Origin of the sequence: Mesorhizobium sp. M0571 (genome assembly GCF_040320985.1) — a bacterium.
Classification (GTDB): domain Bacteria; phylum Pseudomonadota; class Alphaproteobacteria; order Rhizobiales; family Rhizobiaceae; genus Mesorhizobium.
On the sequence record NZ_JAMYQT010000069.1, the window covers coordinates 1 to 22,160 of the forward strand.

Annotated in this window: 18 protein-coding genes and 1 tRNA gene; 2 read left to right on the forward strand and 17 right to left on the reverse strand. The window is 62.0% G+C overall.

The genetic code is table 11. The features are described from left to right. From NKI85_RS34425 to rpsL, 4 genes are all read right to left on the reverse strand, one after another. On the reverse strand, positions 1 to 581 hold a 581-nt coding region (locus NKI85_RS34425; protein ID WP_292505780.1), incomplete at its 3' end, for a GTP-binding protein. A gap of 67 nt (positions 582 to 648) precedes the next feature. Beyond that, complete coding sequence (fusA, locus tag NKI85_RS34430) at positions 649 to 2,739, reverse strand: elongation factor G (protein ID WP_352531879.1); 2,091 nt, start codon at positions 2,737 to 2,739, stop codon at positions 649 to 651. A 30-nt stretch (positions 2,740 to 2,769) separates the two neighbouring features. After that, positions 2,770 to 3,240 carry a 30S ribosomal protein S7 gene (rpsG, locus tag NKI85_RS34435; protein ID WP_008875664.1) on the reverse strand — a complete coding sequence of 157 codons (471 nt, stop codon included), beginning with the start codon at positions 3,238 to 3,240 and terminating at the stop codon, positions 2,770 to 2,772. A gap of 70 nt (positions 3,241 to 3,310) precedes the next feature. Continuing rightward, entirely contained in the window at positions 3,311 to 3,682 is a 372-nt protein-coding gene (gene rpsL, locus NKI85_RS34440) for a 30S ribosomal protein S12 (RefSeq protein ID WP_006333356.1), read from the reverse strand. Between the two features lie 463 nt (positions 3,683 to 4,145). Here rpsL and NKI85_RS34445 point away from each other — a divergent pair, with 463 nt between their 5' ends. Both NKI85_RS34445 and NKI85_RS34450 read left to right on the forward strand, forming a co-directional pair. Then, complete coding sequence (locus tag NKI85_RS34445) at positions 4,146 to 4,427, forward strand: transcriptional regulator (RefSeq protein ID WP_023680447.1); 282 nt, start codon at positions 4,146 to 4,148, stop codon at positions 4,425 to 4,427. A 135-nt stretch (positions 4,428 to 4,562) separates the two neighbouring features. Further along, positions 4,563 to 5,492 carry a Gfo/Idh/MocA family protein gene (locus NKI85_RS34450; protein ID WP_352780340.1) on the forward strand — a complete coding sequence of 310 codons (930 nt, stop codon included), beginning with the start codon at positions 4,563 to 4,565 and terminating at the stop codon, positions 5,490 to 5,492. 148 nt (positions 5,493 to 5,640) lie between these two features. Here the strand turns inward: NKI85_RS34450 and rpoC are convergent, their stop codons facing one another. The 13 genes from rpoC to NKI85_RS34515 all read right to left on the reverse strand — a co-directional run. Further along, entirely contained in the window at positions 5,641 to 9,837 is a 4,197-nt protein-coding gene (rpoC, locus tag NKI85_RS34455) for a DNA-directed RNA polymerase subunit beta' (RefSeq protein ID WP_352780341.1), read from the reverse strand. 193 nt (positions 9,838 to 10,030) lie between these two features. Continuing rightward, positions 10,031 to 14,167 carry a DNA-directed RNA polymerase subunit beta gene (gene rpoB, locus NKI85_RS34460; protein ID WP_352531885.1) on the reverse strand — a complete coding sequence of 1,379 codons (4,137 nt, stop codon included), beginning with the start codon at positions 14,165 to 14,167 and terminating at the stop codon, positions 10,031 to 10,033. A 282-nt stretch (positions 14,168 to 14,449) separates the two neighbouring features. Next, complete coding sequence (gene rplL, locus NKI85_RS34465; RefSeq protein WP_023680442.1) at positions 14,450 to 14,827, reverse strand: 50S ribosomal protein L7/L12; 378 nt, start codon at positions 14,825 to 14,827, stop codon at positions 14,450 to 14,452. A 54-nt stretch (positions 14,828 to 14,881) separates the two neighbouring features. After that, complete coding sequence (gene rplJ, locus NKI85_RS34470) at positions 14,882 to 15,400, reverse strand: 50S ribosomal protein L10 (protein WP_263784050.1); 519 nt, start codon at positions 15,398 to 15,400, stop codon at positions 14,882 to 14,884. Positions 15,401 to 15,791: 391 nt separating this feature from the next. Further along, positions 15,792 to 16,490: a 50S ribosomal protein L1 gene (rplA, locus tag NKI85_RS34475; protein ID WP_352531888.1), complete on the reverse strand. Its 699-nt coding sequence runs from the start codon at positions 16,488 to 16,490 to the stop codon at positions 15,792 to 15,794. A gap of 4 nt (positions 16,491 to 16,494) precedes the next feature. Next, complete coding sequence (gene rplK / locus NKI85_RS34480) at positions 16,495 to 16,923, reverse strand: 50S ribosomal protein L11 (protein ID WP_023680440.1); 429 nt, start codon at positions 16,921 to 16,923, stop codon at positions 16,495 to 16,497. Between the two features lie 159 nt (positions 16,924 to 17,082). Beyond that, entirely contained in the window at positions 17,083 to 17,610 is a 528-nt protein-coding gene (gene nusG, locus NKI85_RS34485) for a transcription termination/antitermination protein NusG (RefSeq protein ID WP_006333333.1), read from the reverse strand. Positions 17,611 to 17,637: 27 nt separating this feature from the next. Then, entirely contained in the window at positions 17,638 to 17,841 is a 204-nt protein-coding gene (gene secE / locus NKI85_RS34490) for a preprotein translocase subunit SecE (protein WP_023680439.1), read from the reverse strand. 364 nt (positions 17,842 to 18,205) lie between these two features. After that, positions 18,206 to 18,281: transfer RNA gene (locus NKI85_RS34495), tRNA-Trp, on the reverse strand. A gap of 77 nt (positions 18,282 to 18,358) precedes the next feature. Further along, complete coding sequence (locus NKI85_RS34500) at positions 18,359 to 18,874, reverse strand: hypothetical protein (RefSeq protein WP_352531890.1); 516 nt, start codon at positions 18,872 to 18,874, stop codon at positions 18,359 to 18,361. A 129-nt stretch (positions 18,875 to 19,003) separates the two neighbouring features. After that, the gene (locus NKI85_RS34505) at positions 19,004 to 19,486 is read right to left on the reverse strand and encodes a group II truncated hemoglobin (protein WP_352531892.1); all 483 of its coding nucleotides are present in this window, start codon (positions 19,484 to 19,486) and stop codon (positions 19,004 to 19,006) included. 122 nt (positions 19,487 to 19,608) lie between these two features. After that, entirely contained in the window at positions 19,609 to 21,300 is a 1,692-nt protein-coding gene (locus NKI85_RS34510) for a COG3904 family protein (RefSeq protein WP_352780343.1), read from the reverse strand. A 162-nt stretch (positions 21,301 to 21,462) separates the two neighbouring features. Continuing rightward, positions 21,463 to 22,160, reverse strand: a 698-nt coding sequence (locus tag NKI85_RS34515; protein WP_352780344.1) for an EF-Tu C-terminal domain-related protein, incomplete at its 5' end; no start/stop codon positions are given.

Below are 22,160 nucleotides of genomic sequence, written 5' to 3' on the forward strand. Positions count from 1 at the left end.
TCGACCGCCGCCATCAATTCGCGGATGGCGTCCTCGCCGATCTTCTTGTCGCTGTCTTCAAGCGCCGCAAGTGCGGAACCCTTGACGATCGGAATGTCGTCGCCGGGGAACTCGTTCTTGGTCAGAAGCTCGCGCACCTCAAGCTCGACCAGCTCGAGCAGCTCGGCGTCGTCGACCTGGTCGACCTTGTTCAGGAACACCACGATCGAGGGCACGCCGACCTGGCGGGCAAGCAGGATGTGCTCGCGGGTCTGCGGCATCGGGCCGTCGGCGGCCGACACGACCAGGATCGCGCCATCCATCTGCGCAGCACCGGTGATCATGTTCTTGACGTAGTCGGCGTGGCCGGGGCAGTCGACATGGGCATAGTGGCGGGCAGCCGTCTCATACTCGACATGCGCCGTCGAAATGGTGATGCCGCGCGCCTTCTCTTCCGGCGCCGCATCGATCTGGTCGTAGCGCTTGTACTCGCCAAAATACTTGGTGATCGCCGCCGTCAGCGACGTCTTGCCATGGTCAACGTGACCAATCGTGCCAATGTTCACATGAGGCTTAGTGCGCTCGAATTTACCTTTTGCCATGTGATGTCTCCATTCCTGCCAGCCCGTGCGGGCCTTGAATTAAGTTACTGGTGCAACTCGTTTCGAGTTACGCGTATTTCTTCTGGACTTCCTGGGCGACCGCGGTCGGGACCGGCTCGTAGTGGTCGAACTGCATCGTGTAGGCCGCGCGGCCCTGGCTCATCGACCGAAGGTTGTCCACGTATTTGAACATGTTGGCGAGCGGCACCATCGCGTTGATGACCACCGCGACGCCGCGGGCTTCCTGGCCCTGGATCTGGCCACGACGGCCGTTCAGATCGCCGATAACGCTGCCGACGTAATCTTCCGGCGTCACCACTTCGACCTTCATGATCGGCTCGAGCAACTGCACGCCAAGCTTGGGCGCTGCTTCACGGAAGCAGGCACGGCCGGCGATTTCGAAGGCCAGAACCGAAGAGTCCACGTCGTGGTAGGCGCCATCGATCAGCGTCGCCTTGACGCCGATCATCGGGAAGCCGGCGAACGGGCCCGACGTCATGACGCTGTTGATGCCCTTTTCGACACCGGGGATGTATTCCTTCGGCACAGCGCCGCCGACGATCTTGGTTTCGAACTGGAATTCGCTGCTTTCCGGATTCGGCTCGAACAGGATCTTGACGCGGGCGAACTGACCGGTACCGCCGGTCTGCTTCTTGTGCGTGTAGTCCTGCTCGTGCTTGCGGGTGATCGTCTCGCGATAGGCCACCTGCGGCGCGCCGACATTGGCCTCGACCTTGAACTCGCGGCGCATGCGGTCGACAATGATGTCGAGGTGAAGTTCGCCCATGCCGGAAATGATCGTCTGGCCGCTTTCCTCGTCGGTCTTGACGCGGAAGGACGGATCCTCGGCGGCCAGGCGGTGAAGGGCGAGGCCCATCTTTTCCTGGTCGTTCTTGGTCTTCGGCTCGATAGCGATCTGGATGACCGGATCGGGGAATTCCATGCGCTCGAGGATGACCGGATGCAGCGGATCGCTGAGCGTGTCGCCGGTGGTCGTGTCCTTGAGGCCGGCCAGGGCGACGATGTCGCCGGCAAAAGCCTCTTCGACGTCCGCGCGCGAATTCGCATGCATCTGCAGCATGCGGCCGATGCGCTCTTTCTTGCCCTTCACGGTGTTGTCGACCGAGATGCCCTTGGTGAGCTTGCCCGAATAGATGCGGGCAAAGGTGAGCGAACCGACGAACGGGTCGTTCATGATCTTGAAGGCGAGCATCGACAGCGGCTCGTTGTCGTCGGCATGACGCTCGATCTCGGCGTCCGTCTTGGCGTCGACGCCCTTGATGGCCGGGACATCGGCCGGCGACGGCAGATATTCGACGACGGCGTCGAGCAGGGGCTGCACGCCCTTGTTTTTGAAGGCCGAGCCGCAGAACATCGGATAGAACTTCACCGCGATCGTGCCCTTGCGGATGAGCGCACGGATCTCCTCGTTGCTCGGCATCTTGCCTTCGAGGTAATTCTCAAGCGCCGTCTCGTCCATTTCGACGGCGGCCTCGATCATCTTCTCGCGGTATTCTTCGGCACGAGCCTTGAGGTCGGCAGGAATCTCAACGACATCCCAGGCGGCGCCCAGCGTCTCGTCGCGCCAGACCAGCGCATTCATCTCGACGAGGTCGACGACACCCTTGAATTCGGTCTCGGCGCCGATCGGCAGCTGCATGACAACGGCGTGCGCACCGAGGCGCGAACCGATCATCTCGACCGAGCGGTAAAAGTCGGCGCCGATCTTGTCCATCTTGTTGCAGAAGATCATGCGCGGGACGCGATACTTGTCGGCCTGACGCCAGACGGTCTCCGTCTGCGGCTCGACACCGGCATTGGCGTCGAGCAGCGCGATGGCGCCGTCAAGCACGCGCAGCGAACGCTCGACCTCGATGGTGAAGTCGACGTGGCCGGGGGTGTCGATGATGTTGAAGCGGTACATCTTGCCGCTGCGACCCTTCCAGAAGGTCGTGGTCGCAGCCGACGTGATGGTGATGCCGCGCTCCTGCTCCTGCTCCATCCAGTCCATGGTCGCAGCGCCGTCATGGACTTCGCCGATCTTGTGCGACTTGCCCGTGTAATAGAGGACGCGCTCGGTGGTCGTCGTCTTGCCGGCGTCGATATGCGCCATGATACCGAAATTGCGGTAGTCTTCGATTTTATATTCGCGGGCCATGGGAGGTGCCTCTTCAGTCTCGTTCGCGCTTTACCAGCGGTAATGCGCGAAAGCGCGGTTGGCTTCTGCCATCTTGTGGGTGTCTTCACGCTTCTTGACGGCGGTGCCGCGGTTGTTGGCCGCGTCCATCAGCTCGCCGGAGAGGCGGTCGACCATGGTGGTCTCGTTGCGGTTGCGGGCGGCGGCGATCAGCCAACGGATGGCCAATGCCTGACGACGCTCGGGGCGCACGTCGACCGGAACCTGGTAGGTGGCGCCGCCGACGCGCCGCGAACGCACTTCTACATGCGGCGCGACATTGTCGAGCGCCTGATGGAAGACGGTGACCGGCTCCTGCTTGGTCTTGGACTGGACCTGGTCGAGCGCGCCGTAGACGATGGTCTCGGCAACGGACTTCTTGCCGTCATACATGACGGCGTTCATGAACTTGGTGACGATCAGATCGCCGAACTTCGGGTCCGGATTGATCTCACGCTTTTCTGCACTGTGACGACGGGACATTTTTTCTCTGCCTCAATTCTGCGTGGTGGCCTGGATCGCCGCTTGGCGGATCCGGGTAGCTACGCTTCGGTCACTTCGGACGCTTGGCGCCGTATTTCGAACGGCGCTGCTTGCGGTTCTTCACGCCTTGCGTGTCGAGCACGCCGCGGATGATGTGGTAACGCACGCCCGGAAGATCCTTGACGCGGCCGCCGCGGATCATCACCACCGAGTGTTCCTGAAGGTTGTGGCCTTCGCCGGGGATGTAACCGATCACTTCAAAACCATTGGTCAGGCGGATCTTGGCCACCTTGCGCAGCGCCGAGTTCGGCTTCTTCGGCGTCGTGGTGTAGACGCGCGTGCAGACGCCCCGCTTCTGCGGGTTCTGCTGCATGGCCGGGACCTTGTTGCGCTTCACCGGCGCAATGCGCGGCTTGCGGATCAGCTGGTTGACGGTAGGCATTAAACCCTCTTGTCTCTCAATTCCGTGTCTGGCCCGGTCAGGGCCGCTCAAAGCGTCATTTCCATACGCAAATTCGGGCCACAAACCGCGCCTCGCGGTCTTGCCCGAACAAATGGCAGAGGAAGCGGAAGCCGCTTCATGCACGCCGGAAATGTCTTTTCGCTCGTAAAACGAACCCTGTTTGAGGCAAACTCCAAAGCGTGTCGCTTCGGAAGCAAGAGCCTCACATCGGTTCTGACTGGGCGGCTTCTACTCGTATGGCCACTGTCCGTCAACCCCGGAGGGTCAAATATTGCGCTGAAACCGAGGCTTGGCAGCCATGCGAAAAATGCATGTAATTTTCTTTCGCCGTTTTTCAAGAAAGAAGGCAGAAAGTGACCGGCTTCCGGCTGTTTCCGGGCCGTGCTTCGTGCGAAAAGGCCGCATGAACAGCCAAAACCCCCTCGCCCGGAGGTACGAACCCGTGAATGACAATGAGGAGCGCCCGGTCACCATTATCACTGGCCGGGTGTGGAAGCGCAAAGGCGGCAAGCCGGAAGGCGTGCATGTGATGCTGGTCGCGCCCGACGACGATTCGGCGGTACGCCGCGCTCTCGAATCGCTCGCCGCCGAAGGTTATGCCGAGGCCGAGCTCGACCAGATCGGCGACATGGACGGCGTGCCCGACGAGGAGCCGCATCTGTCCGCCTATCAGGGCGCGCTTGAAGGCGAAGTGTCGATCGTTACGTTTGATGTGCCGATTTGAAGGTGGGCCGATCTGACCGGCTCGAATGCTTGTCGCCTCGGATGCAAGGTCGGCCCCACGCAGCTTGCCCGGCACAAGTTCTCTGCTAATAAACGACCTCTGGCAAACCAAGCACACTCAACCTGCGGAGTCCCCATGTCCTCTAATCCCATCAAGCTCGGCATCGTCGGCGTGGGAAAGATCGTCCGCGACCAGCACCTGCCGGCCCTGGCGAAGGACCGTGATTATCGCCTGGTTGCTGCAGCCAGCCGGCATGGCAAAGTGGAAGACATCCCGAACTTCCCGACGATCGATGCGATGCTCGACGCGATGCCGCAACTCGAGGCGGTGTCGCTGTGCATGCCGCCGCAGTTTCGCTATGACGCCGCGCGCACGGCGCTGGTGGCGAAAAAGCATGTCTTCCTGGAAAAGCCGCCCGGCGCCACGGTCAGCGAGGTCGAAGACCTGAAGGCGCTGGCGGCAGCGAACGGCGTCTGCCTGTTCGCCAGCTGGCATTCACGCTATGCACCGGCTGTGGAGGCAGCCCGTGCATTCCTCGGTTCGACCCGGATCAGGTCGGCCGCCATCAACTGGAAGGAAGATGTGCGCCGCTGGCATCCGAACCAGGAATGGATTTGGGCTGCCGGCGGCTTTGGCGTCTTCGATCCCGGCATCAACGCGCTGTCGATCGCCACGCATATCCTGCCGCCAATGTTCATCAGCTCGGCAGAGCTCGATTTTCCCGAAAACCGCGCGGCCCCGATCGCCGCCCATATCGCCTTCCGCACTTCGAACGGTCTGCCGGTGACGATGGAACTCGACTGGCGCCAGACCGGCCCGCAAAGCTGGGACATCCTGGCCGATACCGAGGCAGGATCGATGGTGCTGTCCGGCGGAGGCTCAAAGCTCGCCATCGACGGTCGCATCGTTCACGAGGAGCCGGAAGCGGAATACCCGATGCTCTACAGGCGTTTCGCCGAAATCGTGCGCGCCGGGGTTTCCGATGTCGATCTGGCACCCCTCCAGCATGTCGCCGACGCCTTCATGCTCGGCAAGCGCAATGTGGTGGAAGCGTTTTTCGACTAACCTAAGTACGTGGCGAGGCTGTCCTTCACCAGATCACCTTGGAAGCGATGCGCCGCACCACGCCTGACGACGAGTCTTTCACGCAAAAACAAAAAAAGCCGCCGGGTTGCCCCGACGGCTTTGTTGCCTGAGATGTGTACCGTCGCGCTTACTGCGCGGCGTTAACCATGTCGGTCAGCATCGGCTCGGCGACCTCGACGCCCGACGCCTTGCGGCGCTCGTCGATGATCAGCTCGTCGCGCGAGGTGGCGATGCGCCGGATCGCGCTCATCGTGCCGCCGGTACCGGCCGGGATAAGCCGGCCGACTATGACGTTTTCCTTCAGCCCCTGCAGCATGTCAGTCTTGCCGGCAACCGCAGCTTCGGTCAGCACCCTCGTCGTCTCCTGGAAGGAGGCGGCCGAGATGAAGGACGGCGTCTGCAGCGAGGCCTTGGTGATGCCGAGCAGCACCGGCTGGCCTTCGGCCGGCTTCTTGCCCTCCTCGACCAGGCGCTCGTTGACCTCTTCCAGTTCGATCACGTCGACGTGGTCGCCCGGAATGTAGGTCGAATCGCCCTGCGTGGTGATCTCAACCTTCTGCAGCATCTGGCGAACGATCACCTCGATGTGCTTGTCGTTGATCGACACGCCCTGCAGTCGGTAGACCTCCTGGATTTCGTTGACGAGGTAGGAGGCAAGCGCCTCCACGCCCTTGATCGCCAGGATGTCGTGCGGCGCCGGATTGCCGTCGAGGATGTAGTCGCCCTTCTCGATGACGTCGCCGTCCTGGAGATGGAACGGCTTGCCCTTCGGGATCAGGTATTCGACCGGCTCAAGCGTCGAGTCATGCGGCTCGATGATTATACGGCGCTTGTTCTTGTAGTCGCGACCGAAGCGGATCGTGCCATCGATCTCGGCGATGATGGCGTGATCCTTCGGACGGCGTGCCTCGAACAGCTCGGCAACACGCGGCAGACCGCCGGTGATGTCCTTGGTCTTGGCGCTTTCCATCGGAATACGCGCCAGCACGTCGCCGGGGCGAACCTGCGCGCCCGGCTCGACCGAAAGAATGGCCTCGACCGAGAGCAGGAAGCGGGCGTCACCGCCCTTCGACAGCTTGCCGACCTTGCCCTTGGCATCCTGGACGACGATCGCCGGCTTGAGATCGTTGCCGCGTGGCGTCGAACGCCAATCGATGACCTCGCGCTTAGTGATGCCGGTCGATTCGTCGGCGGTTTCCTGAACGGAAATGCCATCGACCAGATCCTCGAACGCCACCCTGCCCTCGATTTCGGTGAGGATCGGGCGGGTATAAGGATCCCACTCGGCGATACGCTGGCCGCGCTTCACCTTGTCGCCATCGTCGACGAAGATGCGCGAACCGTAGGTGACGCGGTGCGTGGCGCGTTCCTTGCCGGCCTCGTCGAGGATCAGCACCGCCATGTTGCGGCCCATGACCATCTGCTGGCCGTCGGAGTTGCGCACCACGTTGCGGTTGCGGATCTCGACCTTGCCCTCATAGGAGGCTTCAAGGAACGAAGAGTCCACCACCTGCGCCGTGCCGCCCATGTGGAAGGTACGCATGGTGAGCTGGGTGCCCGGCTCGCCGATCGACTGCGCCGCGATGACGCCGACAGCCTCGCCCTGGTTGACGGGAGTGCCGCGGGCCAGATCGCGTCCGTAGCAGACCGCGCAGACACCGACCCTGACCTCGCAGGTCAGTGCCGAACGGATGCGGACCGACTGTACGCCGGCCTTTTCGATCTGTTCCACGTCACGCTCGTCCATCAGCGTTCCGGCCTTGACCAGAACCTCGCCGGTGACCGGGTGGGTGATGTCGTCGAGCGAGGTGCGGCCGAGAACGCGCTGGCCCACCGAGGCGACGACCTGACCGGCATCGACGATCGGCTGCATGGTGAGGCCCTTGTCGGTGCCGCAGTCGAGCGAGTTGACGATGCAGTCCTGCGCCACGTCGACAAGACGACGCGTCAGGTAACCCGAGTTCGCCGTCTTCAAGGCGGTGTCGGCCAGACCCTTGCGGGCGCCGTGAGTCGAGTTGAAGTACTCGAGCACGGTGAGGCCTTCCTTGAAGTTCGAGATGATCGGCGTCTCGATGATTTCACCACTAGGCTTGGCCATCAGGCCGCGCATGCCGGCGAGCTGGCGCATCTGGGTGGGCGAGCCGCGCGCACCGGAGTGCGACATCATGTAGATCGAGTTCATCGGCTTCTGACGGCCGTTGTCCTCGAACTCGACCGCCTTGATGCGGGCCATCATTTCGTCGGCGACCTTTTCCGAGCACTTGGCCCAGGCGTCGACGACCTTGTTGTACTTCTCGCCCTGCGTGATCAGGCCGTCATTGTACTGCTGCTCGTATTCCTTGGCCAAAGCCTCGGTGTCGGACACCAGCTTGATCTTGGCGTCCGGGATCAGCATGTCGTCCTTGCCGAACGAAATGCCGGCACGGCAGGCGTGGCTGAAGCCGAGAGCCATGATGCGATCGCAGAAAATGACCGTCTCCTTCTGACCGCAATGGCGGTAGACGGTGTCGATCATCTTGGAGATGTTCTTCTTGGTCATCTCCTGGTTGGCGGTCTCGTACGGCACGTTGACGTTCTTGGGCAGAAGCTCGCCGATGATCATGCGGCCAGGCGTGGTGTCGTGGATCTTCGATACGACCTTGCCGTCGGCGTCGACCGTGCGGAAGCGCCCCTTGATCTTGGAATGCAGCGTCACCGCCTTGGTCTCGAGCGCGTGCTGGAGCTCGCCCATATCGGCAAACACCATGCCCTCGCCCGGCTCGTTCTGGTTGACGATCGAGAGATAGTAGAGACCGAGAACCATGTCCTGCGACGGGACGATGATCGGCGCGCCGGAAGCCGGGTGCAGGATGTTGTTGGTCGACATCATCAGCACGCGAGCTTCAAGCTGCGCTTCCAGCGACAGCGGCACGTGGACCGCCATCTGGTCGCCGTCGAAGTCGGCGTTGAAGGCCGTGCAGACCAGCGGGTGAAGCTGGATCGCCTTGCCTTCGATCAGGATCGGCTCGAACGCCTGGATGCCGAGGCGGTGCAGCGTCGGCGCGCGGTTCAGCAGCACCGGATGCTCGCGGATGACCTCGTCGAGGATATCCCAGACCTCCGGACGCTCCTTCTCGACCAGCTTCTTCGCCTGCTTGACGGTCGAGGAGTAACCCTTGGCGTCGAGACGGGCGTAGATGAACGGCTTGAACAGCTCGAGCGCCATCTTCTTCGGCAGGCCGCACTGGTGCAGCTTGAGCTCCGGACCGGTGACGATGACCGAGCGGCCGGAATAGTCGACGCGCTTGCCGAGCAGGTTCTGGCGGAACCGGCCCTGCTTACCCTTCAGCATATCGGACAGCGACTTCAGCGGACGCTTGTTGGCGCCGGTTATGACGCGGCCGCGACGGCCGTTGTCGAACAGTGCATCGACGGCTTCCTGCAGCATGCGCTTTTCATTGCGCACGATGATGCCGGGCGCGCGCAACTCGATCAGCCGCTTCAGGCGGTTGTTGCGGTTGATGACGCGGCGATAGAGATCGTTCAGATCCGACGTGGCGAAACGGCCGCCGTCCAGCGGGACAAGCGGACGCAGGTCCGGCGGGATCACCGGAACCACTTTCATGATCATCCATTCCGGACGGTTGCCGGATTCCATGAAGTTCTCGACGACCTTGAGCCGCTTCAGATACTTCTTCTGCTTGCGCTCGGAGGTGGTCGAAGCCAACTCCGAGCGCAAATCGCCGGCGATCTTCTCGAGGTCCATGCCGGCCAGAAGATCGTGGATCGCCTCGGCGCCGATCATGGCGGTGAAGCTATCCTCGCCATATTCGTCGACGGCCATCATGTACTCTTCCTCGCTGAGCAGCTGGTGCTCCTTTAGCGCGGTGAGGCCGGGTTCGGTGACGATGTAGTTCTCGAAGTAGAGGACGCGCTCGATGTCCTTCAGCGTCATGTCGAGCAACGTGCCTATGCGCGACGGCAGCGACTTCAGGAACCAGATGTGGGCGACCGGTGCCGCCAGCTCGATATGGCCCATGCGCTCGCGGCGGACGCGCGACAGTGTGACTTCGACGCCGCACTTCTCGCAGATGACGCCCTTGTACTTCATGCGCTTGTACTTGCCGCACAGGCACTCATAGTCCTTGATCGGACCAAAAATGCGCGCGCAGAACAGGCCGTCACGCTCCGGCTTGAAGGTGCGGTAGTTGATGGTCTCCGGCTTCTTGATCTCGCCGAACGACCAGGACAGAATCTTCTCAGGGCTGGCAAGCGAGATCCGGATGGAATCGAACACCTGCGCGGGCGCCTGGGGGTTGAAGAGATTCATGACCTCTTGGTTCATGCCGTTCTCCTTTTCGGGGTCCTCGAAAACCCCTTGCATCTAGCGCGGGCCAAACGCCCGCCGACTTGATCGGCCATCGGCCGAAGAAACTCTCTTGTTTGTGCATGATCTTGGCCGAAAACCGGTAACCACTTTTCGGGATCATGCTCGGCGTCCGGTCGCAAGAGCCCTCTCCCGCGACCGAGCGTCTTGCTTATTCGGCCGCGTCGGGCAGCCGGATCGGGTTGTCGTCGAGCTTGGTGTTCTCCAGCTCGACATTGAGGCCGAGAGACCGCATTTCCTTGACGAGAACGTTGAAGCTCTCGGGAATGCCGGCCTCAAAGGTGTCGTCGCCTCTGACGATCGCCTCGTAGACCTTGGTGCGTCCGGCGACGTCATCCGACTTCACCGTCAGCATCTCCTGCAGCGTGTAGGCGGCGCCGTACGCTTCGAGCGCCCAGACCTCCATCTCGCCGAAGCGCTGGCCACCGAACTGCGCCTTGCCGCCCAGCGGCTGCTGGGTAACAAGCGAGTACGGACCGATCGAACGCGCGTGGATCTTATCGTCCACAAGGTGGTGAAGCTTGAGCATATATATGTAGCCCATCGTCACTTTGCGATCGAACGGCTCGCCGGTGCGTCCGTCATAGAGCTGCGACTGACCGCTGGTGTGCAGGCCCGCCTGCTCCAGCATGATGTTGATGTCGGCCTCGTGCGCGCCGTCGAACACCGGTGTCGCGATGGAGACGCCGCGGCGCATCTGCTCGCTGAGGCGAACGATGCTCTCGTCGTCATATTCGCGGATCGGCTCGTTGCGGTCGTTGGCCGGCATGAAGCTCTCGAGCGTCTTGCGCAGCGGCTTGATGTCGCCCGCCGTCTTGTACGCATCGATCAGATCGCCGATCTTCTTGCCCATTCCGGCGCAAGCCCAGCCCAGATGCGTTTCCAGAATCTGGCCGACATTCATGCGGCTCGGCACACCCAGCGGGTTGAGCACGATATCGGCATGCGTGCCGTCCTCGAGGAAAGGCATGTCCTCGACCGGAACGATCCGCGACACGACACCCTTGTTGCCGTGCCGGCCGGCCATCTTGTCGCCGGGCTGCATCTTGCGCTTCACGGCCACGAAGACCTTGACCATCTTCATGACGCCCGGAGGCATCTCGTCGCCGCGCTGCACCTTCTCGACCTTGTCCATGAAGCGCTGCTCGAGCGCCTTCTTGGAATCGTCGTACTGGCCACGCAAGGCTTCCAGTTCGCTCTGGAGCTTTTCGTTCTCCACAGCAAACTGCCACCACTGCGAACGCGGATACTCGTCGAGCATGTCCTTCGACAGCTTCGAGCCCTTCTTGAAACCCTTCGGCCCGGCAATCGCTTCCTTGCCGACGAGAACGTCGGACAGGCGCGAATAGACGTTGCGGTCGAGAATCGCCTGCTCGTCGTCGCGGTCCTTGGCGAGGCGTTCGATCTCCTCGCGCTCGATCGCCATGGCGCGCTCGTCCTTCTCGACGCCGTGGCGGTTGAAGACACGCACTTCGACGACGGTGCCGAAGGTTCCCGGAGGCATGCGCATAGAGGTGTCGCGCACGTCCGAGGCTTTTTCACCGAAGATGGCGCGCAGCAGCTTTTCTTCCGGCGTCATCGGGCTTTCGCCCTTAGGCGTGATCTTGCCGACCAGGATGTCGCCCGGCTGCACTTCCGCACCGATATAGACGATGCCAGCTTCGTCGAGGTTCTTCAGCGCTTCTTCCGAGACGTTCGGGATGTCGCGCGTGATCTCCTCCGGCCCGAGCTTGGTATCGCGGGCCATGACTTCGAACTCCTCGATGTGGATCGAGGTGAAGACGTCATCGGCGACGATGCGCTCGGACAAGAGGATGGAGTCCTCGTAGTTGTAGCCGTTCCACGGCATGAACGCGACCAGCACGTTGCGGCCGAGCGCCAGATCGCCGAGCTCCGTCGACGGACCGTCGGCGATGATGTCGCCCTTGTTGACCAGGTCGCCCATGCGCACCAGCGGACGCTGGTTGATGCAGGTGTTCTGGTTCGAACGCTGGAACTTCATCAGCCGGTAGATGTCGACGCCGGACTTGCCGGGATCGAGATCTTCCGTGGCGCGGATGACGATACGCGTCGCGTCCACCTGGTCGACGATGCCGCCGCGGCGGGCGCCGATGGCGGCGCCCGAGTCACGGGCGACGATCGGCTCCATGCCGGTGCCGACGAACGGCGCTTCGGCGCGCACCAGCGGCACGGCCTGACGCTGCATGTTCGAGCCCATCAGCGCGCGGTTGGCGTCGTCGTTCTCGAGGAACGGGATCAGGGCCGCGGCCACCGACACCATCTGCTTCGGCGACACGTCCATCAGATCGACGTTTTCGCGCGGCGCCATCATCACTTCGCCGGCGTTGCGGCAAATGACGAATTCGTCGACGAAATGACCATCCTTGTCGAGCTCGGCATTGGCCTGCGCGACGTGGTGCTTGGCCTCTTCCATAGCCGACAGATAGACGACCTCATTGGTCAGCTTGCCGTTGACGATCTTGCGGTACGGGCTCTCGATGAAGCCGTATTTGTTGACGCGCGCGAAGGTCGCCAGCGAGTTGATCAGGCCGATATTCGGGCCTTCCGGCGTCTCGATCGGGCAGATGCGGCCGTAATGTGTCGGGTGCACGTCGCGCACCTCGAAACCGGCACGCTCGCGGGTCAGACCGCCCGGTCCAAGCGCCGAAAGACGGCGCTTGTGGGTGATCTCCGACAGCGGATTGGTCTGATCCATGAACTGCGACAGCTGCGAGGAACCGAAGAACTCGCGCACGGCGGCAGCCGCCGGCTTGGCGTTGATCAGGTCCTGCGGCATCACCGTGTCGATCTCGATCGAGGACATGCGTTCCTTGATCGCGCGCTCCATGCGCAGCAGCCCGACGCGGTACTGGTTCTCCATCAGCTCGCCGACCGAGCGCACGCGGCGATTGCCGAGATTGTCGATGTCGTCGATCTCGCCCTTGCCGTCGCGCAGTTCGACCAGCGTTCTGACCACGGCCAGGATGTCGTCCTTGCGCAGCACGCGCACGGTGTCCTCGGCCTTGAGCTCCAGGCGCATGTTCATCTTGACGCGGCCGACGGCCGACAGATCGTAGCGCTCGCTGTCGAAGAACAGCGAGTTGAACATGGCTTCGGCGGTCTCGAGCGTCGGCGGCTCACCCGGGCGCATGACGCGGTAGATATCGAACAGTGCGTCCTGGCGGCTCTCGTTCTTGTCGACGTTGAGCGTGTTGCGGATATAAGCGCCGACATTGACGTGGTCGATGTCGAGAACTTTGATCTCGTCATCGCCAGTGCCGAGAAGCACTTTCAGCGTCTTTTCGTCGATCTCGTCGCCGGCTTCGAGGAAAATCTCGCCGGTGCCATAGTTGACGATGTCCTCGGCAAGATAGTTGCCGAGCAGATCCTCGTCGGTCGCCTTGATCGCCTTGAGACCCTTTTCGCCAAGCGCCCTGGCCTGGCGGGCAGTGATCTTCTTGCCGGCCTCGACGACGACCTCGCCGGTGTCGGCGTCAACCAGGTCACCAACGGCCTTGAGGCCGCGGAAACGCTCGACGTTGAACGGGATGCGCCAATGGTCGCCGGCGCGCTTGTAGGTGATCTTGTTGTAGAAGGTCGACAGGATCTCTTCGCCGTCCATGCCAAGCGCCATCAGCAGCGACGTCACCGGAATCTTGCGGCGACGGTCGATGCGGGCGTGCACGACGTCCTTGCTATCGAATTCGATGTCGAGCCACGAGCCGCGATAGGGAATGACGCGCGCGGCAAACAGAAGCTTGCCGGACGAGTGCGACTTGCCCTTGTCATGGTCGAAGAAGACGCCCGGTGAACGGTGCATCTGCGAGACGATGACGCGCTCGGTACCATTGACGATGAAGGTGCCGTTCAAGGTCATGAGCGGCATGTCGCCCATGTAGACGTCCTGCTCCTTGATGTCCTTGATGGACTTCGCGCCGGTATCCTCGTCGATATCGAACACGATGAGGCGCAGCGTCACCTTGAGCGGCGCTGCATAGGTCAGGTCGCGCTGACGGCATTCGTCGACGTCGAATTTCGGTCCTTCGAACTCGTATTTCACAAACTCCAGCATCGAGGAGCCGGAAAAATCCTGAATCGGGAAAACCGACTTGAAAACTGCCTGCAGTCCCTCGTCAGGACGCCCACCCTTGGGCTCCTCCACCATCAGGAACTGGTCATAGGATGCCTTCTGAACCTCGATCAGGTTCGGCATCTCCGCAACTTCCGGGATCTTTCCGAAAAACTTGCGTACGCGTCTGCGGCCATTGAAAGTCTGGGTCTGGGCCATCGTCGCTCCTTAGCTCAATTCTCGGGACGAGCCTCGCCGCGGCTCGCCTTGCATCTCGAGCCACCTCGGCGGCCCTGTCTTGTTGCCCGCCGCCTGTCGGCGGCTTCTTGTCTTTTCACCCGCCGCCAATTGGCGGTGGGCCAGAAACGGGAGAAAACCCGTTTCCTGAAGGCCGGTTTGCGGCCCTCAGGAAAGAGGTTTTCGCACTCTTCGCGCTACGCAACCTCCCTTCGCGCGAAGGGAGTGGCGGACGGCGCGACGCCGCCCGCCGGTACTCAACGCTTACTTCAGTTCGACCTTGGCGCCGGCTGCTTCCAGCTGGGCCTTGAACTTGTCCGCGTCGGCCTTGGAAACGGCTTCCTTGACCGGCTTCGGAGCCGCCTCGACCAGGTCCTTGGCTTCCTTGAGGCCAAGACCGGTGATGGCGCGAACTTCCTTGATGACGTTGATCTTCTGAGCGCCTGCCTCGGTGAGAACGACGTCGAATTCCGTCTTTTCCTCGACCGGAGCAGCAGCGGCCGCAGCGCCGCCGGCAGCGGCTACCGCCACCGGAGCAGCGGCGGAAACGCCCCACTTTTCTTCAAGAAGCTTCGACAGCTCGGCCGCCTCGAGGACGGTCAGCTTCGAAAGGTCGTCTACGATCTTTGCCAGATCAGCCATTGCAATGTTCCTTCATAAGGTTCGAACGTGTGTTTGTGATAGCGAGGAACGGCCTCATGCCGCCTCGTCCTTCCGGGCGTAAGCGCCGATGACGCGCGCGACCGAAGCCGCAGGCGCATTGACGATCTGGGCGATCCGGGTTGCCGGCGTGGCGATCATGCCAACCAGCCTGGCGCGCAGCTCATCGAGCGACGGGAGTGTGGCGAGTGCCTTCACACCGTCGGCGTTGAGCGAGGTGGTGCCCATTGCGCCGCCGAGAATGACGAGCTTGTCATTTCCCTTGGCGAAATCGGACGCGACCTTCGGCGCCGCAATCGGATCCTCCGAATAGGCGATCAGCGTCTGTCCCTTGAACAGATCGATGATCGATGCGGAGTCCGTGCCCTGAAGAGCGATTTTGGCGAGACGGTTCTTCGCGACTTTGACGGTGCCACCGGCGGCGCGCATTTTCGACCGAAGGTCGTTCATTTGCGCGACGGTGATACCGGCGTAGTGGGCCACGACGACTGAACCAGCGCTTGAAAACGCATCATTCAGGCCCGTGACGAGTTCGCGTTTTTCCGCTCTGTCCACTGCCTATCTCCAGTTGACCCCTGCCCTCTACGAAGGACAGGCGTCGGGTTGCCTTTTGCCGGCCGGGCCATCCAGTAACGGATCTCCCGAACGGCGCTCGAGGATCCTGCCCCCTTTCGCCACACCTGCCGGCAAGCCGGACGGTGCGCAGACAAAAGGCAAACACGGTTCGAACCTTTCATTGGAGCTGACGCTCCTTTGTCCGGTCTTCACCCGTCTCATGCAGGCCCACATGAATTAAGGCCCACATCACCTAAGGCTTGGGGGCCGCCTGCAATCTCGGACAGGATGTCCGGAAGCCTTTCGACTTCCGGCACCGGGCCGCCGACAGGTCGGAGGCCCGGAATTCTTTCACGGATCAGCGTTTTAGCGGCCGATCCAATTGTTCGTATCAGGACGCTGCCAGCGTCGAGACATCGAGCTTGAGGCCCGGGCCCATTGTCGAGGTGACCGACACCTTCTTGACGTAGTTGCCCTTGGCGCCAGCCGGCTTTGCCCTGTTCACCGCGTCAGTGAAGGCGCGGACGTTCTCTTCCAGCGCCTTGACGTCGAACGAGACCTTGCCGACGCCGGCATGAACGATGCCGGCCTTCTCGACGCGGAATTCGACCGCGCCGCCCTTCGATGCCTTGACGGCGGCGGCAACGTCGGTGGTGACGGTGCCGACCTTCGGGTTCGGCATCATGCCGCGCGGACCGAGCACCTTGCCGAGACGGCCGACCAGCGGCATCATGTCCGGCGTGGCGATGCAGCGGTCGAAGTCGATCGTGCCCTTCTGGACGATGTCGACCAGATCCTCGGCTCCGACGATGTCGGCGCCGGCGGCCTTGGCCTCCTCGGCCTTGTCACCACGCGCGAACACGGCGACGCGAACGCTGCGGCCTGTGCCGTTCGGCAGGTTGACCACGCCGCGGACCATCTGGTCGGCATGGCGGGGGTCGACGCCGAGGTTCATCGCGACTTCGATGGTCTCATCGAACTTCACCGAGGAGCGATCCTTGAGCAGCTTCAGCGCCTCACCCAAAGCGTAAGCCTTGTTGGGATCGATGCCTTCGCGGGTCTGCGATACACGCTTTGCAATCTTTGCCATGATCTCAGCCCACCACTTCCAGACCCATCGAGCGGGCGGAGCCCTCGACCATACGCATGGCCGCCTCGACGTCGTTTGCGTTCAGATCCTTCATCTTCTGCTCGGCGATGGCGCGCACCTTGTCGCGGCCGATCGTGCCGGCCTTGACCTTGCCCGGCTCCTTGGAGCCCGACTTCAGGTTCGCGGCCTTCTTCAGGAAATAGCTCACCGGCGGCGTCTTCATGACGAAGGTGAACGACTTGTCCTGGTAGTAGGTGATGACGACGGGAACCGGCGAGCCCTTTTCCATTTCCTGGGTCTGCGCGTTGAACGCCTTGCAGAACTCCATGATGTTGATGCCACGCTGACCAAGCGCCGGGCCGATCGGGGGCGACGGCGTAGCCGATCCCGCGGAAACCTGGAGCTTGAGCTGGCCTGCAATTTTCTTAGCCATCTCTCTTCCTGCCTTTTCTCATGCCGGTCTTGCCGGCGGTTGCAGTCTGGTGGTGCGGTCCGCGCGGCCGGCTAAAGCCGCATTCGCCTCCCACCCGTTTTTGGCCGCGCGATCTCCGCGCCGCCTTCCCTGCCGCCGAACTGGTGCAGGGATTTCGGATCAGCCCTTCTCGACCTGTCCGAATTCCAGATCGACCGGCACGGCGCGCCCGAAGATCGAAACTTCCACCTTGAGCCGCGCCCGCTCCTCGTCCACTTCCTGGACGAAACCGTTGAAGGACGCGAATGGTCCATCCGAAACGCGGATCGCTTCGCCGATCTCGAACGTCACCGACGGCTTCGGCCGCTCGACGCCTTCCTGAACCTGGTTCAGGATACGCTGGGCCTCGGCTTCGGTGATCGGCACCGGCTTGGAGTCGCCCAGGAAACCGGTGACCTTCGGCGTGTTCTTGACGAGCGAGAACACGGCGTCGGTCAGATTGGCTTTCAACAGCACATAGCCCGGAAAGAACTTGCGCTCGGCGTCGACCTTGCGGCCGCGGCGGATCTCGACGACCTTCTCGGTCGGCACCACGATCTGCTCGATGTCGGCGGACAGGCCTTTCTGCTTGGCCTTGTTCTCGATGTCCTCGGCGACCTTCTTTTCAAAGTTCGAGTAGGCGTGGACGATGTACCACCGCGCGGTCATTTCAAGACTTCTCCGTAATCGCCAGACTTATTGTCCGAGGCCGAGGATTTTTTCGACCGCAAAGCCCATGGCCACGTCTGCGGTAAAGAAAAAGATCATCGCGATGACCGCGAACACAAGGACCATCACCGTCGAGATCATCGTTTCGCGCCGCGACGGCCAAGTGACCTTGGCGGTCTCCGCGCGAACCTGCTGGAGAAAGGTGAAAGGATTTGTGGTTTTCGAAGCCATATGCCGCTCTGTCTTCAAGACCCGTTGGCCGGATCTCCTGGATGATCCCGCTGGCCGGGACGTGCCGCTTGAGCGTGCGTTCGCGCCGAATCAGCGCAATCATTTCGCCCATGCAAATCAGACGCGTAAAGCCGGCTTCCCAGCTCCACGCGTCGCGTGTCTGTTTCGTCTACATAAAACCGATTCTTGATCCACGCAAGTGGCAAGTGTCGGCTTTATGACCAAACGCCGCCTCGGAACCATCCAGTCGTCCCGTCCCGGCTATGCGGCCCTTATGCCGCAACTTATGCCATATGGCAAGTCACAAGCCGGTTTTCAAAGGCCGCGCTGCAAAAGAATCGTTTTTAGTTGTCCATTCGAAGAATGGCACGGGCAGCAGGGCTCGAACCTACGACCTGCGGTTTTGGAGACCGCCGCTCTACCAACTGAGCTATGCCCGTATGCGCATGTCGGCGCAGCAGGCGCTTCCTAAAAGCTTCCGTGCGCTCTGTAAAGAGCGGTGTGTGCTGCCCTGCCTTCATCTGCGGAAATCCAGACGTCCTCCCGGCCATTTCCCGTCGATTCTCTGGTTGCTGACAATCAAGCCGACCCAGGGACGCACGATTTTCGGGTCGGTCAGATTGATGTATTTTCCAACCCACCCTTTCGCACCCTCGCGCCGCGCATCGATCAGTCCTTTGCGCACGCCATGATGCCAATCGAACAGGAGGAAGACCCTCTCTCCCGCTACCTTCACCACGCCCCGGCCAGACCGCCATTTATCCCTGCTATCGCCCGGAATCGTGGGATCGGCGCCGCCGTTCCATCGGCTGGACCAGCTTCCTTCGATCGCGTCGTCGTGATCGCGGATCCTTTCGGTGCCCCAGGCTTCGGCATTCTCATCGCTCGAAAGTCCCTCCAGTTTTGCACCTGCGGCGAACGCCGACACCTCCTCGTCGTCGGGACTGGGGACATCCATCACACCGAACGGGTTTCGAGTTCCGCGGCCGCTGTCAAAGGCGCTGTCTGAATTTTTCTTGCCTTCCGATCCCATCGCAAGCCTCCGGTTTTCAGTGTGGCCCCGCCAGTCGACGGCGACTTTAAACCGTTAGCCTGGAGGACCGAAACCTCCATGGCCACCCGTTTTCCTGGCCGGCAGGGTTTTCGACCGATTCGTGCCCAGTCAGTTCCCCGAAGGCGGCTTGTAGGGGCCGCCGGGCACGCCCCAACCCCAGGCCGGCATTGGTTCCGTCTCGGGGTCGCAGGTCGGGCCCTTGTTGGAATTCATCCTGGCCAGCCGCGATCCCCATTCGATATAGGCCATGAAGGCGGAGCGGAATTCGGGATCGTCAGGCAGGCCGACCTCGTCGGCGGCGTCGGCGAGAAGACTGATCCAGCGCCGGCGCTGCTCCTCCGTCAGATGCTTGCCGAGATGATGCATCACCATCTCGCGATGGCCGCCATGCTTTTCGCTGTAGATTTTGGGTCCACCAAAGACCTCGCCGATGAAGGCCGCGACGTGAGCCGGATGGTCCGGCGACATGTGCTTGAACACCGGCCCGACGATCGGATCCCGAAACACCTTGTCGTAGAAGGTCTGGGTCAGCCGGTTCAGCGCTTCGGTGCCACCGGCCCATTCGAACAATGTCGGGACATCCTGGCTCATTCGCGATCCCTCTACCGGCAAGCCCACGGCGCCGGACAATAGCGGAAATATCGCGCGTCGCTCAACCTGCCTCGATGGCCAGTCGGCTGCAGCTATGATGCCTGAATTACGATTTAGCCGCCCTATGATTTCACGGGCATGCTGGCCTGAGCCTTGGCGCCGGAGAGCTCGCGGCAATTCTCCGGCCTTGGCTCCGATCTGCAGATGCCGGGACCTGTTAATTCGTCCGCCGACCCAGGCCCCGTCGTCAGCCCGAACTTCAGCATCATGTCGGGTTCAAGCTGGCGGTGGCGCGAGGATTGCACCGATTTCATCGCAGCAAACAATCCCGGACCGACCGCCATGTCCTTGAGATAGGTCTTGACCCCCTGCTCCAAGCCAATCGAATGCACGCTCAACTTTGCACGCGGGCCGACGAGGCGTTTGGCACCGCCGGCGAGCATGATCGGGCAGGCCGAGCCGCACTCGCCGCCGGCATCGACCGTCAGGCCGTTGTAGACTCCGTCTTCTGCCGTGCAGTCGGCCTGCCGCGGCTCGCAGCCAATGAAATCCGTCCGTGCCACTGCGACGTCGAGCTTGCGTTCGCGGATCAGCCTTCCGGCCGCCAAGGCACCGAGCACATCACCTCCCGGCGAGTTGATGACGATGGGCAGGCGCCGGTCACCGATGTCGTCAAGCAGTTGCCGCAATTTTTCGGGCGTTTGAGCGGTAATTGTGCCTTCGGCCGAGATCCATTCGGGGCAGTTGGGGTTGCAGAGCGGATTGCTGCCGCGGACCAGGACGAAGCGCATGTCCGCGACATCTTTCACCTGCGGGCTTTCGAGCCCTGCAAGTGCAGGCGCGGCGTTCGCCACCACTTCGCCGGTCGGCTTTGCGGCATTTTCCGGCGCCGGCACCTCTCTGCAGCTCGCGGGCAACGGATCGGCTTTGCATAGGGTAGGCGCGGTCAGCAGGTCGACGGCATCCAGGCTGGTGACGAGATTCGTCTGCAGCATGTCGTCGAGGGCGATCTGCTGGATACCGCTGGCCGGCGTGCTTTTCATGGTCTCGAGTACACCCAGGCCGACGCCCATTTCCTTCAAATAGGCCGCCAGCCGTCTCTCCAGCGGCTTGTTCATCTCGTAGGTCTTGTAGCTACCGGCGTTCTTCCGGCTGACGACCCTGGTGCTGAGGATCTTCTTCTTGCCCTTCACCATGCGGTAGGTGGTGCGGTACAGCAATTTCGTCCGGATATAGGTCGTTGTGATCTGATGGACGCCGAGAAAGGCCCATTCCCCGACCACGCGCCGGATGCCACCGGAAAACATTAAGGGACAGGCGGAATTGCAGATGGCGCTGCTGGCATAGGCATTGCCGAAATAGGGGGCGGCCTTGCCGTCCTTGTCCTTGCAGTTCTTCACACCTGGCTGACAGCCGATGAACCGGGTTTTGCCGACCGCGATATCGAGCTTGTTCTTGCGGACCAGGCGACCGAGCGTCAGCGCCGCTTCGACATTGCCGCCGGGGGAATCGACGACGATCGGCAATTTTCGGCCACCCAGCGCTTTCAGCGTGCGTTTGAACAGGGCCGGCGTGCCGGCCTCTATCGAGCCTTCCGCCGATATCCATTCCGGACAGGTCGGCTCGCAGCCCGGCGCGCTGCTGCGGACGACGACGAACCGCATCGTCGGGCCGAGATCCGGCGTGGATTTTTCCTGCGTAGATTTCTTTGCATCCGCTGCGAAGGCAGCGTGTCCCATGACAAGGAACGACACCAGGCAGATCAGCCCTAACAGCCACCATGCCTGACTATGCAAACGGCGCCATGGAACCATTCGGGCAAGCCCCCTCGATGCAACCTATACTAGTTAAGGCAGAGGCGCTTGCAACAGGATTTGAAGCAAGGCGGTTAATCTATTACGAGAAACTCAGAATCAAAAAGGCGGCCCGAAGACCGCCCTTTCGCATCCGATCTCGACCGGCAACGCCGGCGACGATTACTCTTTGATGGTGACGACGATGCCGGCACCGACGGTGCGGCCGCCTTCACGGATGGCGAAGCGCAGCTTCTCTTCCATGGCGATCGGCACGATCAGCTCGACATCGACCGTGATGTTGTCGCCCGGCATCACCATCTCGGTGCCTTCCGGCAGCGACACGATGCCGGTCACGTCCGTCGTGCGGAAATAGAACTGCGGACGATAGTTGGTGAAGAACGGCGTGTGACGGCCGCCCTCGTCCTTGGTCAGGATGTAGGCTTCGGCGACGAACTTCTTGTGCGGCTTGACGGTGCCCGGCTTGGCCAGAACCTGGCCGCGCTCGACGCCTTCACGGTCGACACCGCGCAGCAGCGCGCCGATGTTGTCGCCGGCCTGGCCCTGGTCGAGCAGCTTGCGGAACATCTCGACGCCCGTGCAGGTCGTCTTGGTGGTCGGACGGATGCCGATGATCTCCAGTTCCTCGCCGACCTTGACGACGCCGCGCTCGACGCGGCCGGTCACAACCGTGCCGCGACCCGAGATCGAGAACACGTCCTCGATCGGCATCAGGAACGGCTTGTCGAGCGGACGAACCGGCGTCGGGATGTAAGCGTCGACCGCCGCCATCAATTCGCGGATGGCGTCCTCGCCGATCTTCTTGTCGCTGTCTTCAAGCGCCGCAAGTGCGGAACCCTTGACGATCGGAATGTCGTCGC

Excerpts from the sequence above, each read along its gene's own strand:
- rplA (WP_352531888.1), bottom strand. The coding sequence starts at position 16,490 with ATGGCAAAGATTGCAAAGCGTGTATCGCAGACCCGCGAAGGCATCGAT.
- NKI85_RS34505 (WP_352531892.1), bottom strand. The coding sequence starts at position 19,486 with ATGAGCCAGGATGTCCCGACATTGTTCGAATGGGCCGGTGGCACCGAA.
- fusA (WP_352531879.1), bottom strand. The coding sequence starts at position 2,739 with ATGGCCCGCGAATATAAAATCGAAGACTACCGCAATTTCGGTATCATG.
- rplL (WP_023680442.1), bottom strand. The coding sequence starts at position 14,827 with ATGGCTGATCTGGCAAAGATCGTAGACGACCTTTCGAAGCTGACCGTC.
- secE (WP_023680439.1), bottom strand. The coding sequence starts at position 17,841 with ATGGCTTCGAAAACCACAAATCCTTTCACCTTTCTCCAGCAGGTTCGC.
- NKI85_RS34510 (WP_352780343.1), bottom strand. The coding sequence starts at position 21,300 with ATGGTTCCATGGCGCCGTTTGCATAGTCAGGCATGGTGGCTGTTAGGG.
- rpsG (WP_008875664.1), bottom strand. The coding sequence starts at position 3,240 with ATGTCCCGTCGTCACAGTGCAGAAAAGCGTGAGATCAATCCGGACCCG.
- NKI85_RS34500 (WP_352531890.1), bottom strand. The coding sequence starts at position 18,874 with ATGGGATCGGAAGGCAAGAAAAATTCAGACAGCGCCTTTGACAGCGGC.
- rpsL (WP_006333356.1), bottom strand. The coding sequence starts at position 3,682 with ATGCCTACCGTCAACCAGCTGATCCGCAAGCCGCGCATTGCGCCGGTG.
- nusG (WP_006333333.1), bottom strand. The coding sequence starts at position 17,610 with ATGACCGCGCGGTGGTACATCGTCCACGCCTACTCGAACTTTGAAAAG.
- rpoB (WP_352531885.1), bottom strand. The coding sequence starts at position 14,167 with ATGGCCCAGACCCAGACTTTCAATGGCCGCAGACGCGTACGCAAGTTT.
- rpoC (WP_352780341.1), bottom strand. The coding sequence starts at position 9,837 with ATGAACCAAGAGGTCATGAATCTCTTCAACCCCCAGGCGCCCGCGCAG.
- rplK (WP_023680440.1), bottom strand. The coding sequence starts at position 16,923 with ATGGCTAAGAAAATTGCAGGCCAGCTCAAGCTCCAGGTTTCCGCGGGA.
- NKI85_RS34450 (WP_352780340.1), top strand. The coding sequence starts at position 4,563 with ATGTCCTCTAATCCCATCAAGCTCGGCATCGTCGGCGTGGGAAAGATC.